Raw genomic sequence first — 15498 nt, 5'->3', positions numbered from 1 at the left:
AACCCGTCCCGGGCTCTGGATCGTCAACTCGCCCGGCGCCGCGGGCAGTCCGGCCGAAGAGCCGTCCACGGACACGCCGGGGACCGTTCCCGTGCCTGTGAGAGGGGGAGCGTGGCCGCCTCCCGCCGTCGGCCACCGTCCGGCGAAGCCGCCCGGGTGACCGCCACGGCCGCGGAGTCGCCGGACGTGCTGTCGGGCCGGGCCCCCAGGGCACCCGCGTCCACCTCACGGGTCCGCGTGCCGCTCGTTCCGGAACAGCACGACGGCACCAGCGCGCGCACCCTCGCCGGCCGCCCCGGCACGACGCCGCCGTCCGCGAGCGGGCCGTGCGACCGGCTGGAGATCACCGGATCACCCGAACGCGGGCCGGGCGCCGCCGGCCGGTGCCAGGCACGGCTGCGCCTGGGGGGCCGCGGCCGTGCCGTCCTCGCCGGTCCGCGCGCCCGCAGGCAGGCGGAGGACGAAGCCGTGCCGGCCGCGATGCCGGCGGCCGAGAGGCGGACCCCGCTGGAGGGCCCGGAGGTGTGCCGGGCCGCCGCGGCGGCCCGCATGCTGAGCGCGGGGTCCGGCCGGCCGGACGGCGCGGGCGCCATCGTCCCCGTGGCGCCGGCCACCACCGAGGTGCCCGGCGCGCCGGGCGGCCCCTCCGCCTGAGCAGTGGCTCGCGCCCCCACGTTCGCGAAGGGCCAGGGGTACGGCTGAGCGGCGGATGGCGCCCGCAGGTACGAGGGGAGGCCCCGCAGCGCCAATAGCGCACGGGCGGCGCACGGGGCGCTGTCCGCCCGCCGGCGCACCGCGGTCTTCTCGCCTCGCACGTCCTTACGGCTCCTTCGTCGCGTCGTGGTCCGGGCCCGGGGGCCTGAGCCGCCGGGCCGGTGTCGGGGAGGCGTCTACCCCGGATCGCGCCGGACTCTCCTGGGTGTTGCCGACGTCACCCGGTAGTGCGACCGGCCGGCGACTCCCGGGCCGGTCCCGAAGCCTCACCGCGGGGCGCCGCCCGCTCCGCCGCCCGGGTGGACGCCCGGCGCCGCAGCAGCAGCCGTCTCGCCGGGCACTCGACCGCCTCGTACAGGACCCAGGACAGCGCGAGCGACACGGCGAACAGCACCGTGGTGACGGCGAGTCCGGCCCACGGACCGTAGTGCGGCTTGGTGCCCAGCAACTGGGTCGTGGCGCGCAGCACCAGCAGGTGGATCATGTAGAAGGCGAACGACAGCTCCCCGAGCCGCACGAGCCGCCGGCGCCGCCACAGGGAGGGCAGCCCGTTCAGGTCCGCGACGGCCGCCGCCGGGATGAGCATCACGAAACCGGCGAGGGTGCACATGGTGGCGGAGTAGCCGGGGGCCACCTGCGGCACGAAGAAGTAGCCGGTCACCGCCAGGGCGAGCGACGCCTCCAGGCCGGGCCCGCGCCAGCGGCCCAGCAGCACCAGGCGCGCGGTGACCGCGCCGAGCACGAACTCGGGCAGCCGCGCGGCGGGGAACGAGTAGAGCGCGTACCGCCACCAGTGATGGGCGTCCGCCCGGGCCAGCACCAGGACCGCCGCGACGCACAGCACACCGAGCGCGGCCGAGCCGCGCGCCCCGAGCCGGCGGAGCAGCAGGTACAGCAGCGGGAACGCGGCGTAGAAGAACGCCTCACAGGCCAGCGACCAGCTGACCGGGTTCAGCGTCTGCCACCACGGACGCCACCAGGAGTGCAGCAGCAGTACGTTGGCCACCGCCTGCTTCGGCTCCGGCCGCGGCTGCCGCGCGAGTGTGTACGCCATGAGCAGGGCCACGGCGAGGGTGACGAGGTGGACCGGGTAGACGCGTGCGATGCGCCGCCGCCAGAAGGCGAGCGCGCGGTCGCCGGGCCGTGCCGACCAGGTCAGCACGAACCCGGACAGTACGAAGAAGAACGACACTCCGGTGGCGCCGGCCCCGAATCCCCAGGACACGTACCGGCCGGCGATACCGCCGAAGTAGCCGAAGTTGTTCACGTGCAGTCCGAAGACCAGCAACGCGGCCATCCAGCGCAGCCCGGTGAGGGAGGGCAGGGAGGGTCTGGCGGTCGGCGGGGAGGACCCGGCGGACTTCGCACCGGATCCCGTGGGCGGCGTCCGGAACGCCCGGGTCGTCGCCGTTGTCATCGAATCACCTGCCGCAGAGGGTTCGCTTGGGGCATGAGGGGGTACCTTGCCCGCTCTTCTCCGGTCCATCACGCCCCATGGGGAACGTCACACTGCTGCCGGACGGCTGACCCCCGTATGCCACGGACGGCCGGGCCGCACGCCCCCGTGGCGCACCCCTTCGGAGGATCTCGCGGCTCACCGCCAGGTGGGCGGCGGCATGCGGACACATGATGCGGGCATGATCCCGACCGGCCGCCGCTCCGGCACCCCGCCGCTCACGGCCCCATCGGGCCGCCAGAATCGGTTCGTTCGTTTTCTTGAACCGTTCGTGTTTGGGCCGGTAGGTTCGGCCCATGCCCGCCTCTCCGGCCCCGACCACCGCCGACGAGCTACGCGGTGCCGGCCTGCGCGTGACGGCGGCCCGCGTCGCGTTGCTGGAGGCCGTCCGGCAGGGCGGCCACCTCGGCGTCGAGGCGATCGCCTCCAAGGTGCGCGAGCGCGTGGGCCACATCTCCCTGCAAGCCGTCTACGAGGCCCTGCACGCCCTCACCGCGGCGGGACTCGTGCGCCGTATCGAGCCGGCCGGGCACCCGGCCAGGTTCGAAGGACGCGTGGGTGACAACCACCACCACATCGTGTGCCGGTCGTGCGGCGCCGTCGCCGACGTCGACTGCGCGGTCGGCGACGCGCCCTGCCTGACCGCCTCCGACGACCGCGGCTTCTCCATCGACGAGGCCGAGGTCGTCTACTGGGGCACCTGCCCCGACTGTTCCACCGGCCGCAGTTCCTGAGCACGTATTTCCGCAGAGTTCGGAAGGATTGCCATGACTGAGAACCACGACGCGATCGTCACGGATGCGAAGGCGGAGGGCACGAGCGGTGGCTGCCCCGTCGCACATGACCGCGCTCTGCACCCGACCCAGGGCGGCGGCAACCGCCAGTGGTGGCCGGAACGGCTGAACCTGAAGATCCTCGCCAAGAACCCGGCCGTGGCCAATCCGCTGGGCGGGGAATTCGATTACGCCGAGGCCTTCGCGTCCCTTGACCTGCCCGCCGTGAAACGGGACATCGCCGAGGTGCTCACCACCTCCCAGGACTGGTGGCCGGCCGACTTCGGGAACTACGGCCCGCTCATCGTCCGTATGGCCTGGCACAGCGCCGGCACCTACCGGATCAGCGACGGCCGCGGCGGCGCCGGTGCCGGCCAGCAGCGCTTCGCCCCGCTGAACAGCTGGCCCGACAACGCCAACCTGGACAAGGCCCGCCGCCTGCTGTGGCCGGTCAAGAAGAAGTACGGCCAGAAGATCTCCTGGGCCGACCTGCTGATCCTCGCCGGCAACGTGGCCCTGGAGTCGATGGGCTTCACCACCTTCGGCTTCGGCGGCGGCCGCGAGGACGTGTGGGAGGCGGAGGAGGACGTCTACTGGGGTCCCGAGACCACCTGGCTCGACGACAGGCGCTACACCGGCGACCGCGAACTGGAGAACCCGCTCGGCGCCGTCCAGATGGGCCTCATCTACGTCAACCCCGAGGGCCCCAACGGCAACCCGGACCCGCTGGCCGCCGCCCGTGACATCCGTGAGACGTTCCGCCGCATGGCGATGAACGACGAGGAGACCGTCGCCCTGATCGCCGGTGGTCACACCTTCGGCAAGACCCACGGCGCCGGTCCCGCCGACCACGTCGGCGCCGACCCCGAGGCGGCCGGCCTCGAGGAGCAGGGCCTGGGCTGGCGGAGCACCTTCGGCACCGGCAAGGGCGGGGACGCCATCACCTCCGGCCTGGAGGTCACCTGGACCCCGACGCCGACCCAGTGGGACAACAGCTTCTTCGACGTCCTCTTCGGCTACGAGTGGGAACTGACCGAGTCCCCGGCCGGCGCCAAGCAGTGGCGGCCGAAGGACGGCGCGGGCGAGGGCACGGTCCCGCACGCCCACGACTCCTCGAAGAGGATCGCGCCGAACATGCTCACCACCGACCTGGCGCTGCGCCTCGACCCGGTGTACGGGCCGATCTCCCGCCGCTTCCACGAGAACCCCCAGGAGTTCGCGGACGCCTTCGCCCGCGCCTGGTACAAGCTCACCCACCGCGACATGGGACCGAAGGCGCTGTACCTCGGCCCCGAGGTCCCGCGGGAGACGCTGCTGTGGCAGGACCCGCTGCCGGAGCGCGAGGGCGAGCCGATCGACGCCGCGGACATCGCGGCCCTCAAGACCAAGCTGCTCGACTCGGGTCTCAGCGTGTCCCAGCTGGTCGCCACCGCATGGGCGTCCGCCTCGACGTTCCGCGGCAGCGACAAGCGCGGCGGCGCCAACGGTGCCCGCATCCGCCTGGCCCCCCAGAGCGGCTGGGAGGTCAACGACCCCGACCGGCTCGCCCAGGCGCTGCGCACCCTGGAGGGCGTCCAGCAGGAGTTCAACGCCTCGTCCGGCGCCAGGAAGGTCTCCCTGGCCGACCTCATCGTCCTCGGCGGTGCCGCCGCCGTGGAGAAGGCCGCCAAGGAAGCCGGCTTCGAGGTCCAGGTGCCCTTCACCCCCGGCCGGGTGGACGCCGGCCAGGAGCACACCGACACCGAGTCGTTCGAGGCGCTGGAGCCGACCGCGGACGGCTTCCGCAACTACCTCGGCAAGGGCAACCGCCTGCCGGCCGAGTTCCTGCTGCTCGACAGGGCGAACCTGCTGAACCTCAGCGCCCCCGAGATGACGGTGCTCGTCGGTGGCCTGCGCGTCCTCGGCGCCAACCACCAGGGTTCGCAGCTGGGCGTCCTCACCACCACGCCCGAGGTCCTCACCAACGACTTCTTCGTCAACCTGCTCGACCTGGGCACGACGTGGAAGGCGACGTCCGAGGACCAGACCACGTTCGAGGGCCGCGACGCCGCCACCGGTGAGCTGAAGTGGGCGGGCAGCCGCGCCGACCTCGTCTTCGGCTCCAACTCCGAGCTGCGCGCGCTCGCCGAGGTCTACGCGAGCGACGACGCCAAGGAGAAGTTCGTGACGGACTTCGTCGCCGCGTGGGACAAGGTCATGAACCTGGACCGGTTCGACGTCGTCCGGGCCGGCTGACCGGCGGCGCACGGACGTCCGGGTCCGTCCTGCGGGGCGGCCCCGGACGCCGTTCGCGGCCGGCTCCCTCCGGGCCCGGCGAGCCGCGTTCGCAGGGTCCGGCCCGTGGGCGGCGTGTCACACCTCACCGGCGCAGCGCCTCGAACGCCTCGCGCGCCGCGACGCCGATCGCGAGGTCGATGTCCGGCGCCTGCCCCGCCCGCCGGTCCGCACGGGTGAGCGCTGCCATGGCCACCCGGTCACCGGACTCCGCCTCGACCACGCCGATCTCGTGCCGCAGGTGCAGGAACGTGCCGGTCTTGCCGCTCCACCGCAGGGTGTCCGCGCGCAGCTCGCTCGCCAGCCGGTGCGTGAACACCTGCGCGCCCATCAGCCGGCGCAGTTCGGCCGTCGCCGCCGGAGCGGAGACCTCGTCGCACCACACGCGCCGCAGCAGCGAGACGAGCGCCGCGGCCGAACCGGCGTTGGCGAACGCCGGGTCCAGGGTCTCGATGGTGTGCCGGCCGGCGCGTTCGTCCCGGACGGCCAGCTCCAGGGCCAGCGAGAAGTCGTTCCCGGCGGCGCCGGCGGCGCACTCGTACATGTGGTTCAGCCGATGCCGCACGTGAATGCCCGCGCACCCCCAGGCACGCAGCCGCGCGTCGACCTGTGCGATCGGCACCAGGCCGAGCAGTGCGTCCGCGGCGGCGTTGTCGCTCACCGAGAGCATCAGCCGCAGCAGGTCACCGACAGCGACGGTGGCCGGGTACCGGAACGCGGCGAGCCCGGTATGGCCGACGCTGCTCGTGGCGGGATCGACCGTGACCGGCTGCGCGGCGTCGAGGTCACCGGCCGCGATCCGGTCCAGCACGACCAGCGCGAGCGGGACCTTCACCACCGACGCCAGCGGCATCGACTCCTCGACACCAAAACCGAGTTGCTCGCCGGTGTCGATGTTCCGGGCGAGGAACGAGCCGCGGACGCCGAGGGACGCCCAGTCCGCGGCGACCGCCTCGGCGACGTCCAGCAGGGCGTCCGCGTCGCCGACGTACACCGGCCGCCGGACCGGCGGCGTGCCCATCGGCGTGCTCATCCGCGCGCCGCCAGCCGTGCCGGGGCGTCGCCATGGGCCGCGGACTCCGGCGCGCCGGGCCGGGAGCCGGCCGCCACGGCGGAGGCCAGCAGGGGGGTCAGCCAGCCCGGGACGTCCGCCCCGCCGGAGCGGTCCGGGGCCGCGCTCACGTCGTACCCCCGGCGCAGCGCCCCGTCGCCCAACGGCGCCCACCGCGCGCCGTGCTGCCGGGCGAACGGCTCCGCGCACAGCAGCAGGGCCCGCCCCGCCAGCGTCTCGGCGAGCGCGGTGGCCGCCGGACCGGCCGGCCGGAACCGCCCGCCGGGCAGCCCGGCGCGGGCCACGGCCCTCTCCAGCCGGTCGGCGAAGTAGGGCACTTGGTCCTCCGGCAGGAGCAGAACGGGCGACGGCGCGGGCGGCACGGCGGTGCGACCGCGTCTCGGCCGCAGCTCCTCCAGGTGGATCACACGCCCCGCGCCGGGCACGTGGTCCGGCCGGTCCGGCGCCGACGCCAGACCCAACGGCACCCGGAGAGCGGCCTGTTCCGGCGGGACCCGCAGCAGCGCGTACGCGAGCGAACCGTCTGCCAGCCCCAAGGCCCGCTCCGCGGGCGGAAGTTCCCGCACGCCGAGGGCGATCCCGCGCTCGGCGCCCGCGCGCAGGACACGCGCCAGGGCCGCCGGAGCGCAGTCGGCGGGCACGCCCACGGTGAGCACGCGGGAGCGCCGCGCCGAGCGGGCGGCCTGCCGCAGCCGCTGGGCGCGGTCCAGCACCTCCCGTGCGTAGGGCAGCAGCAGCACACCCAGCTCCGTCGTCGCGATCTGCCGCCGTGAGCGGTCGAACAGCGCACCACCGAAGTGGGCTTCGAGCGTCTTGATGCGGCGGCTGAGCAGCGGCTGGGCGATGCCCAGCCGGTCGGCCGCCCGCGAGAAGCTCACTTCGTCGGCCGTGGCGACGTACGCCTCCAGGTGTGCCAGAAGATCCACCCAGCAGTCATATCAATAAGGCATGAGGCGTTCAAAGTTCACTCTTGGACATGAGTGGCGTCCCGCTGTTTCGCTGTCCCCGCCGGAAGATCCACCAACCGCCGCGGCTCCGAGGAGCCGCCGGCCATGTCCCGGGAGGACCACAGCCGTGTACAGCACCGACCGCCCCGACCCGATGCCGCGCCGCCGCCTGCTCAAGGCCGGCCTCGCGCTCACCACCTGCGCCGTCGCGGCCGACGCCGCCGCCGCGCCCCCCGCCGGTGCGGCTCCGCACCGCCGGCCCGGCGCCGCCGAGGCCGAGTTGAGCGGCCTGGAGCAGCGGTACGGCGCCCGGCTGGGCGTGTACGCGCACAACGTCCGTACCGGACGGACCCTGTCGTACCGGGCGGGGGAGCGGTTCCCCATGTGCTCGACGTTCAAGGCTTTCGCCGCGGCGGCGGTCCTGCGCGACCACGGCGGCTGCGCGCCGCTCGACAGGGTGATCCACTATCCGCCGCACGACATCCTGCCCAACTCACCGCGTACCGAGGAGCACCTGGGGACCGGCATGAGCGTGGCGGACCTGTGCGCCGCGGCGATCCAGTACAGCGACAACGCGGCCGGCAACCTGCTGCTCCGTCAGATCGGCGGCCCGGCCGGTCTGACCCGGTTCTTCCGGTCGCTCGGCGACGGCGTGAGCCGGCTCGACCGGTGGGAGACCGAACTGAACACGGCGGTCCCGGGCGATCCGCGCGACACCACGACCCCGCGGGCCGTCGGCCGGAGCCTGGAGCGGCTGACCCTGGGCGGGGCGCTGGACGGCGCCGCCCGGGCCCAGCTGGTCAGCTGGATGAAGGGCAACACCACGAGCGCGGCACGCTTCCGCGACGGGCTGCCTCCCGACTGGGTCCTGGCGGACAAGACCGGAACCGGCTCCTACGCGACGGCCAACGACATCGGCGTGGCCTGGACGACCCGGGGGACGCCGGTCGTGCTGGCCGTGCTGTCGACCAAGAGCGGCAAGGACGCGCCGGTGGACGACGCGCTGGTGTCCGGGGCGGCGGACGTCGTGGCCCGCACCCTGGCACCCGGCGAGTGACTCTCCGCGGCCCGGGCCGCGCCGGCCGCGGGACGACACGGACGGTGGCGTCCCGCGGCCGGCGCACGGCCTGCCTTCGGCCCCTATGCCGGCCAGCCGCCGTAGGGCACGGTGATGAGCTCCATGGCGTGGCCCGAGGGATCCGTGAAGTACACGCCCCGGCCGCCGTCGTTGTGGTTGATCGTGCCCGGCCGGCGGCGGTGCGGGTCGGCGTAGTGCTCGATGCCGCGTCGGGTGATGAGGGCGTACGCCGCGTCGAACTCCTCCTCGGAGACGAGGAAGGCGTAGTGCTGCGGGGTGATGCTGTCCTCGGGGACGGTGGCGAAGTCCAGGGTGACGCCGTTGCTCAGGGCGACCGCGATGAACGGGCCCCACTCCGTGGTGATGTCGAGGCCGAGCAGTTCGGTGAAGAACCGGGCCGACTCCCGGTTGTCGCGGGCGTGGACGATGGTGTGGTTGAACTCGACTGGCAAGGAATGCCTCCGGGGCATGTCCTGGCACCTCCATGCCTCACCCGGCCGGTGACCGGCACGCGATGCCGCCGCCGATGGTAGTCACGGACGCGTGCGAACGTCCACGCGAATCCGGTCCCGGCCGGAGGCGTCAGGACGGGTTTCCCAGTACCGCCAGTAACATGATGACCTTGTCTTCAGGTGTACCAGTCAGTCAACTCGGCGCGGTCCCATGACGCGCCCTACCCGGAGATGTCCATGTCTTCTGTCGAAGACGCGTTCGAGAACGCGCGCCTCACCTACCAGCAGCACCTGCAGACCTGCCGCCAGTGCCATGCCGATTCCGTGGCCTGCGCCGTGGCGAAGCACCTCCTGCGGATCTGCAACAACGCCCGCAGGGACCTCATGCGCGCCACCGGCCGGACCGCGCCGACGACCTGACGTGCACCGGCGGGGCGCGAAGCCTCCCCGGCGCGCGTTCTCGCTGATCGGTGGCTTTTCGGCGGGCGTGATCCGGGAACCCGGGCGGCTGTCCCGTTCGCCGAGACACAGGAGGCTCCCGTGACGCCCCAGCACGGTGACCGGCCGAACCCGGTCACACAGCACCCCCGCCCCGACTTCCCCGCCCAGGACCAGCCGCATCCCGGCTGGACCGGTCCGATGGACCCGCCGCCCGACCACGGCGAGGAGTCCTACCGCGGCGCCGGCCGGCTGGACGGCCGCAAGGCCGTGATCACCGGTGGGGACTCCGGCATCGGACGGGCGGTGGCCCTCGCCTTCGCCCGCGAGGGCGCCGACGTGCTGTTCACCCATCTCGCCGAGGAGGAGGACGAGGCGCGCGAGACGTCACGTCTCGTCGAGGAAGCGGGCCGCAAGGCGGTCGCCGTGTCCTGCGACATCCGGGACGAGGGCAACTGCCGGGCACTGGTCGAGCGCGCGGTGGCCGAGTTCGGCCGCATCGACGTCCTGGTGAACAACGCGGCCTACCAGATGTCCCAGCCGGACGGCATCGAGGCGATCAGCACCGAGCAGTTCGACCGGGTGATGCGGACGAACCTGTACGGCATGTTCTGGCTGACCAAGTTCGCCCTGCCGCACATCCCGTCCGGCGGCTCTGTCATCAACTCCACCTCCGTGCAGGCGTACAAGCCCAGCCCGCACCTGCTGGACTACGCCATGACGAAGGGTGCGATCGTCACCTTCACGCAGGGGCTCGCCCAGATGGTCGCCGAGCGCGGCATCCGGGTCAACGCGGTCGCGCCCGGCCCGGTGTGGACGCCGCTCATCCCGTCGACCCTGCCCGACACGACGGAGTTCGGCAAGCAGAGCCCGCTCGGCCGCCCGGCCCAGCCCGCCGAACTGGCCCCCGCCTACGTCTATCTGGCCTCGCCGCAGGCGAGCTACATCACCGCCGAGATCCTCAACGCGACCGGCGGCACCCCCCTGCCCTGACCTCGCCGTTCCTGAAAGGGGGGCGTCGAGGTGCCGCGGCGGCCAATGGTCGCTCCGTACCGAGGGCCCCCGAAGTCCCGTTGCTACAGGCGCTGTTCAGCGTACGGGGAACCCGAACGTGTACCCCTGCTGCTTCAGCCAGGGCAGCAGGGTGCGCAGCGCGGCCACGGTCTGGGAGCGGTCGCCGCCCGCGTCGTGGAAGAGGATCGTGGGCCCGTTCTTCAGTTCGGTCCTGACGGTGTTGACGATGGCGTCCGTACCCGGCCGCTCGAAGTCCTTGGAGTCGACGTTCCAGCCGAGCGGCCGCATCCCGTGCGACGCGGCGAGGTGCCGGCTGTACGGGGTGAAGGCACCGCCCGGGGCGCGGTAGTACATCGGCCGCACGCCACCGGACGCCTTGGTGATCTGCCGCTCGGCATCGAGGATCTGCTGCGACTGGTAGGCCGTGGACTTCTTGTCCATGGTGGTGTCGTGCGACACCGTGTGATCGCACAGCCGGTGCCCCGCCGCCACCACCTTCTTCACCAGGTCCGGGTGCGCCTGCGCCTGGGTGCCGACCATGCAGAACGTCGCCTTCACGCCGTTGTCCCGCAGCAGTTGCAGCACCTGCGGGGTCCACGCCGGGTCCGGGCCGTCGTCGATGGTGATGTTGACGGCGTGCGCGCCCCCGTCGGAGGCGTGGGCGATGGTCTCGGACACGTGCGCCGGCTTCGGCGCGGAGTGCCGCGCCGTCCCGTCGGAGCCGCCGCCCGGCTGACCGGCCTGGGCGGTCCACACCGAGGTGGCGGCCGCCACCGCCGTGACCCCGACCGCCGCCGCGATCAACCGGCCGTACCATCCCCGCCCGCCATGCCGCGCCATGTCCGCCCCGCCCCTTGCCGTATCGGTCCGTTCCCCGTGCACCTGTCAGGACGGTCCGCCCCGAGCACGGGATCCGTCTGTTACCGATCACGGACAATTCCGGGGCGCTTCCGAGACAGACCCCTCCGGGACCGGTCCGGTGGTCCGCTCCGCCGACGCGCACCCCGTCGGGATCGGGGTACTCCGTGACGTACACGGCCCACGCCGGACGACGGCTCGGGCCCGAGGGACGGGCTGGCGGTGTTCCTGCTGATCGGCGCCTGCCGTTTCGCGCTGACCGGGGCGTACGAGGCCGGTGGCGCCGCCGTACTGCAGACCGCCGCCGGCTGGACCGGTGTGGCGCTCACCGTCTTCGCCCTGTAGTACGCCGGCAGCTGTGACCGCGCGCCGCCGCCCCGGGAAGGGCGGTCACCGGCCGCCGAGCGCCGCCCGTACGATCGCCGCCGCCGCATGGCCGGCCGCCAGCACCGGTGCGGTGCTGCGCGCGGCACGGCCGAGCATGAAGGCGCCCTCCAGCAGGGCGACGACCGAACTCGCCGTCTCCCGGGCGGCCGGCTCCGGGACGCCCCCCTGGGCGTAGTAGCCGGCCAGCTGCCCGATCCAGCTGTCGAACACCTCCGAAGTCGCCTGCCGCAGCGTCTCGTCGGTGCTCGCGACCTCCATCGCGACCGTGGCGATGGGGCACGGGTCGGCGAAGTCCAGTTCGGCGAGCGTGCCGGCCGCCGCGGTGAACGCGTCCGCGGTGGCGGCGACCCGGTCCTCGTACGGCGTCATCAGCGCGCTGATCAGCCCCAGGTAGACGGCGCCCGACGTGCGGACGACCTCCTCGGCCAGCTGGGCCTTGCCACCGGGGAAGAAGTGGTAGATCGACCCGAACGGCGCACCGGCCGCCTCGGCGATCTGCTTCATGCCGGTGCCGGTGTATCCCCTGCGCCGGAACAGCTCGGTGCCCGCGTCCAGGATGCGCCGCCGGGTCTCGTGGGTGCTGGTGGCCTTGCCGTCGCTCAAGGGGAACCTCCGCGGTGCCGCTGACGCGTGGTGCGCTCGGGGTCTATTCTGTCACTAGAACGATCTATCTAGTCGCGAGCGAGCATCGACGGGGTCGGAGGCAGGGCATGCCGGAGATCGGACTGAGCGCGGGAACCATCGACTACGAGGACACCGGAGGCGACGGCCCCGCGGTCGTGCTGGCCCACGGACTCGGCTTCGACGAGTCGGTCTGGGCCGACGTCGTCTGTGCCCTCCGGCCCGACTTCCGGGTGCTGGTCCCCGTGCTGCCGCTCGGCAGCCACCGGCGCCCGATGCGCCCCGACGCCGACCTCTCCGCGCACGGGGTCGCAGGCCTGCTGGCCGAGTTCATGGACCGGCTGGACCTGAGCGACGTCACCCTCGTCCAGAACGACGCCGGAACCGCCCAGCTCCTCGTCGGAGTGCGGGACCAGCGCATCGCCCGGCTGGTCCTGACCTCCTGCGAGGCCCTGGACAACTATCCACCGGGCATCCAGGGCCGGCTGCTGCACGCGGCGAGCAGGATCCCGGGCGGACTCCTCCTCCTCGTCCAGTCCTTCCGGTTCCCCGCCCTGGCCCGCATGGAGACCTCACTCGGCGGCATGGCGAAGAAGCCGCTGCCGAAGGAACTGATCGCGCGCTGGTACCGGCCGTTGCTGACCGATCGGCACGTGCGGCGGGACCTCGCCAGGTTCCTGCGCGCCACACGCAAGGACTGCTATCTGGAAGCGGCCGGGAACCTGCCGTCGTTCACCCGGCCCGCCCTCGTGGCCTGGGGCGCCGAGGACCGCATGATGCCGCCCGCGACCGGCCGCCGGCTGGCCGGGCTGCTGCCGAACTCGCGCTATGTGGAGATCCCAGACTCCCGTACGCTCGTCCCGCTCGACAACCCGGAAGCCCTGGTGCGCGAGATCCGGCGCTTCGTCAGGGAACACCCCCCGGCGGGCAAGGCCTGAGCCCGGCCGGATCGAGTGACACGGGCAGGCCGACCAGGAGCAGCGTCACGTCGTCGTCATGGGCCGTCGTGTCCGGGATGAGCGTGACGACCAGCCGGTCCGCGGCCTGGTCCAGGGTCTCCTCGTCGGCGGGAGAGCCCTTCAGCACGTCGTCCAGGGTGCGGATGAGGACGTCGATCTGGGCGTCGACGTCGGCGCCGGGCTTCTCGACCAGCCCGTCGGTGTACAGCGCGAGGGTGCTGCCCGGCCGCAGCGGCTGGATCGTCTCCTGGTACGGCACCTCGTCGCGGCGCAGGCCATGGACGCCCAGCGGCACGCCGACAGGGGCCTGCAGCCGGCGGGCGTGCTCGTCCGGGGGCAGGGCGATGACCGGCGGATGTCCCGCCGAGCACAGGGTCACCTGGTGCGCTTCCTGGTCTATGACCAGGTAGACGCAGGTGACGATCTGATCCGCCAGGTCACTGACGAACGCGTCGAGCCCCGCCATGACCCGGCGCGGCCGGAACCCCGTGCGGGCGAGGGCGTGGGAGGCGGCGCGCAGCTGGCCCATGACGGCCGCCGCCTCCAGGCCGCGGCCCATCACGTCGCCGACGACGATCCCGGTGCGGGCCTTGTCCAGGGGCACGATGTCGAACCAGTCGCCGCCGACTCCGGGGTCCTGGACGGACGCCAGGTACCGGTGGGCGCTGGGCAGGTACGGCAGGCGGGGCGGCTCGCCCATGAGACTGTGCTGGAGGGTGTACGCGATGTGCCGGTGCTGTTCGTAGCGCTCGGCCCGTTCGGCCTCGGCCCGTCTGCGTCCGGTGATGTCCCGTACGGTGAGGAACACCAGCCTCTCCGCTTCCGCCCGGAAGGTGCTGACGCTGACCTCGACGGGAAACTTCCTGCCGTCGAGGTGCAGCCCGTACAGGCCTCTGTCCAGGACCAGTGGCTGTGGGTCCTCGGACTCGAGGTAGCGGCGGAGCAGCGCGTTGTGCCGCGGACGCTGCGGGCCCGGGGCCAGGTCGCCGACCCTGCTGCCGACCAGGTCGTCCGGTGCGTGGCCGAACAGTGACTCGACCCGTGAGTTCGCCATGCCGATGGTGCCGTCGCCGTCGGTGATCAGGGTGGCGTCCGGCGCGGACTCCAGGAGCGCCCGGAAGCGCCGGCCGGCCCGCTGGACCTCGCGCTGGGCCGCGACTCGTTCGGTGATGTCCATGGCCACGCCGCACGCCGCGTACGGCCTGCCGCTCCGGTCGTTGAGCGAGAAGAGGCTGGTGAGGAAGTCCCGGGGGCCTCCCGGCAGGACGATGTGGTCCTGCCGCTGCACGGGGCCGCCCCGCTCGAGCATGTCGAGATCGGCCGCCCGGGCCTGACTGGCGAAGTCCGGCGGCATGACGTCGCGGTCGAAATGGCCCAGCACCCGTTCCGGGGGCAGGCCCGTGGTCTCCTCGAACGTCGTGTTCACCGCCAGGAAGCGGCCGTCCAGGTCCTTGACGAACACCGCCGCTGGCGTGTGGTCCATGAAGGCCTGCAGCAGTTCGTTCTGCCGCACCTGCCGTTCGGCGCGGGCGTGCGCCACCTCGATGCGGCGGCCGACGGTGAGGGTGGCGAAGATGACCACGCTGAAGACGCTGACGTGGCCGCACACCAGGAGAGCGGTGCCCAGCCGCATCCCGTACAGCCCGGCGTCCTCGCCCTCCAGGATCAGCCAGCCGAGCAGCGGTGGCACCACCAGGGTGGTGGCGAACAGGCGGCGTCCCAGGGCACCCGTGGTGCCCGCGTTCAGCAGCAGGCCCGCGGGACCTTCGTCCGGCCGGACCAGGAAGGCCGAGGCACCCGCCAGTACCAGGGCGAGGGCGGTGGGCAGCGCCATGCCCGTGTAGCTGCCGAACGACTCCAACTGCGGCACGTGGTACGCGAACCCGTAGAACCGGAGCATGCCGAGCGTGAAGGCGGCCATGGCCGGGATCTGCGCCGTCCAGGCGGGGAGCCGCGGCTCGGTCGCGCACAGGGTGGCCACGGCGGCGAAGGCCACCGCCGCCGCTGTGTTCAGCGCCATCCGCCCGGGCGCCGCGGTCGCCACCAGCGCGGTGTCCCGGAAGAGGAGCTGGTCGATGCCCAGGGCGGTCCCGGTCGCGTACTCGACGAGGGTGAGAGCGCTGATCACGGCGGCCAGGGCCGCTCCCGAGCGGGCCGCGGCCGGCCGCCGGGGCGCCGGGGATCCCCGGGCCACCGCGGCCAGTGAGAGACCGAGCGCCAGCAGGGCGACGGCGGTGTTGGCCGACATCGGAGTGGCGGCACCGGGCAGCACGTGCTTCAGGGCGTCGTTGTGCAGGATCCAGCCGGTCAGCCCCAGCAGGCCGAGCAGAGCGGTCCCCAGGGCCGCCCCCTGGGCGGCGGCACGAGCAGCCTTCAGGACAGGCTCTCGAAAGGGCAGCCGTTCGGCCTGGGCCTCTCCGCCTGCGACAGGTAGGGCGGGCACCTGCCGCTCCGC

Annotated in this window: 15 protein-coding genes; 8 read left to right on the top strand and 7 right to left on the bottom strand. The window is 73.1% G+C overall.

Features of this window, described 5'->3' with window-relative positions:
- Positions 1 to 156 precede the first annotated feature (156 nt).
- Complete coding sequence (locus tag IE177_RS27255) at positions 157 to 654, top strand: MarR family transcriptional regulator (RefSeq protein ID WP_190018092.1); 498 nt, start codon at positions 157 to 159, stop codon at positions 652 to 654.
- Between the two features lie 277 nt (positions 655 to 931).
- On the opposite strand, the gene IE177_RS27250 is transcribed toward IE177_RS27255, so the two are convergent.
- On the bottom strand, positions 932 to 2131 hold the full coding sequence (locus tag IE177_RS27250) for an acyltransferase family protein (protein WP_190018091.1): 1200 nt from the start codon (positions 2129 to 2131) through the stop codon (positions 932 to 934).
- Between the two features lie 335 nt (positions 2132 to 2466).
- Here IE177_RS27250 and IE177_RS27245 point away from each other — a divergent pair, with 335 nt between their 5' ends.
- Positions 2467 to 2904, top strand: a complete 438-nt coding sequence (locus tag IE177_RS27245) for a Fur family transcriptional regulator (protein WP_190018090.1) — start codon at positions 2467 to 2469, stop codon at positions 2902 to 2904.
- A 33-nt stretch (positions 2905 to 2937) separates the two neighbouring features.
- Positions 2938 to 5178 (top strand): catalase/peroxidase HPI, encoded by a 2241-nt coding sequence (gene katG / locus IE177_RS27240; RefSeq protein WP_190018089.1) that lies wholly within the window; start codon positions 2938 to 2940, stop codon positions 5176 to 5178.
- Positions 5179 to 5302: 124 nt separating this feature from the next.
- Here the strand turns inward: katG and IE177_RS27235 are convergent, their stop codons facing one another.
- Together IE177_RS27235 and IE177_RS27230 are read right to left on the bottom strand one after the other, a co-directional pair.
- The gene (locus IE177_RS27235) at positions 5303 to 6250 is read right to left on the bottom strand and encodes a serine hydrolase (protein WP_229816293.1); all 948 of its coding nucleotides are present in this window, start codon (positions 6248 to 6250) and stop codon (positions 5303 to 5305) included.
- The gene (locus IE177_RS27230; RefSeq protein ID WP_190018088.1) at positions 6247 to 7215 is read right to left on the bottom strand and encodes a LysR family transcriptional regulator; all 969 of its coding nucleotides are present in this window, start codon (positions 7213 to 7215) and stop codon (positions 6247 to 6249) included. The genes IE177_RS27235 and IE177_RS27230 overlap by 4 nt, the downstream gene beginning before the upstream one ends.
- A 175-nt stretch (positions 7216 to 7390) precedes the next feature.
- Here IE177_RS27230 and bla point away from each other — a divergent pair, with 175 nt between their 5' ends.
- Entirely contained in the window at positions 7391 to 8293 is a 903-nt protein-coding gene (bla, locus tag IE177_RS27225; protein ID WP_190018164.1) for a class A beta-lactamase, read from the top strand.
- Between the two features lie 83 nt (positions 8294 to 8376).
- Here bla and IE177_RS27220 read toward each other — a convergent pair whose 3' ends face one another.
- Entirely contained in the window at positions 8377 to 8766 is a 390-nt protein-coding gene (locus IE177_RS27220) for a VOC family protein (RefSeq protein ID WP_190018087.1), read from the bottom strand.
- Between the two features lie 237 nt (positions 8767 to 9003).
- Between IE177_RS27220 and IE177_RS27215 the strand changes: the two genes are divergently transcribed.
- Positions 9004 to 9186, top strand: coding sequence for a hypothetical protein (locus tag IE177_RS27215; RefSeq protein ID WP_190018086.1), 183 nt, complete (start codon positions 9004 to 9006; stop codon positions 9184 to 9186).
- 120 nt (positions 9187 to 9306) lie between these two features.
- Positions 9307 to 10197: an SDR family oxidoreductase gene (locus tag IE177_RS27210; RefSeq protein ID WP_190018085.1), complete on the top strand. Its 891-nt coding sequence runs from the start codon at positions 9307 to 9309 to the stop codon at positions 10195 to 10197.
- A 96-nt stretch (positions 10198 to 10293) separates the two neighbouring features.
- Here the strand turns inward: IE177_RS27210 and IE177_RS27205 are convergent, their stop codons facing one another.
- Positions 10294 to 11058 carry a polysaccharide deacetylase family protein gene (locus tag IE177_RS27205; protein WP_190018084.1) on the bottom strand — a complete coding sequence of 255 codons (765 nt, stop codon included), beginning with the start codon at positions 11056 to 11058 and terminating at the stop codon, positions 10294 to 10296.
- A gap of 240 nt (positions 11059 to 11298) precedes the next feature.
- Here IE177_RS27205 and IE177_RS35505 point away from each other — a divergent pair, with 240 nt between their 5' ends.
- Entirely contained in the window at positions 11299 to 11421 is a 123-nt protein-coding gene (locus tag IE177_RS35505) for a hypothetical protein (protein WP_268253184.1), read from the top strand.
- Positions 11422 to 11466: 45 nt separating this feature from the next.
- Here the strand turns inward: IE177_RS35505 and IE177_RS27200 are convergent, their stop codons facing one another.
- Entirely contained in the window at positions 11467 to 12066 is a 600-nt protein-coding gene (locus tag IE177_RS27200) for a TetR/AcrR family transcriptional regulator (protein WP_190018083.1), read from the bottom strand.
- A 107-nt stretch (positions 12067 to 12173) separates the two neighbouring features.
- Here IE177_RS27200 and IE177_RS27195 point away from each other — a divergent pair, with 107 nt between their 5' ends.
- Positions 12174 to 13022, top strand: coding sequence for an alpha/beta fold hydrolase (locus tag IE177_RS27195; RefSeq protein WP_190018082.1), 849 nt, complete (start codon positions 12174 to 12176; stop codon positions 13020 to 13022).
- On the opposite strand, the gene IE177_RS27190 is transcribed toward IE177_RS27195, so the two are convergent.
- Positions 12991 to 15486 carry a SpoIIE family protein phosphatase gene (locus IE177_RS27190; protein ID WP_190018081.1) on the bottom strand — a complete coding sequence of 832 codons (2496 nt, stop codon included), beginning with the start codon at positions 15484 to 15486 and terminating at the stop codon, positions 12991 to 12993. The genes IE177_RS27195 and IE177_RS27190 overlap by 32 nt on opposite strands.
- Between the last annotated feature and the right edge of the window lie 12 nt (positions 15487 to 15498).

Origin of the sequence: Streptomyces lucensis JCM 4490 (assembly GCF_014650035.1) — a bacterium.
Taxonomy (GTDB): Bacteria; Actinomycetota; Actinomycetes; order Streptomycetales; family Streptomycetaceae; genus Streptomyces; species Streptomyces lucensis.
The sequence above is the reverse complement of the archived record's forward strand: the minus strand, read 5'-3'. Positions and strand labels throughout refer to the sequence as shown.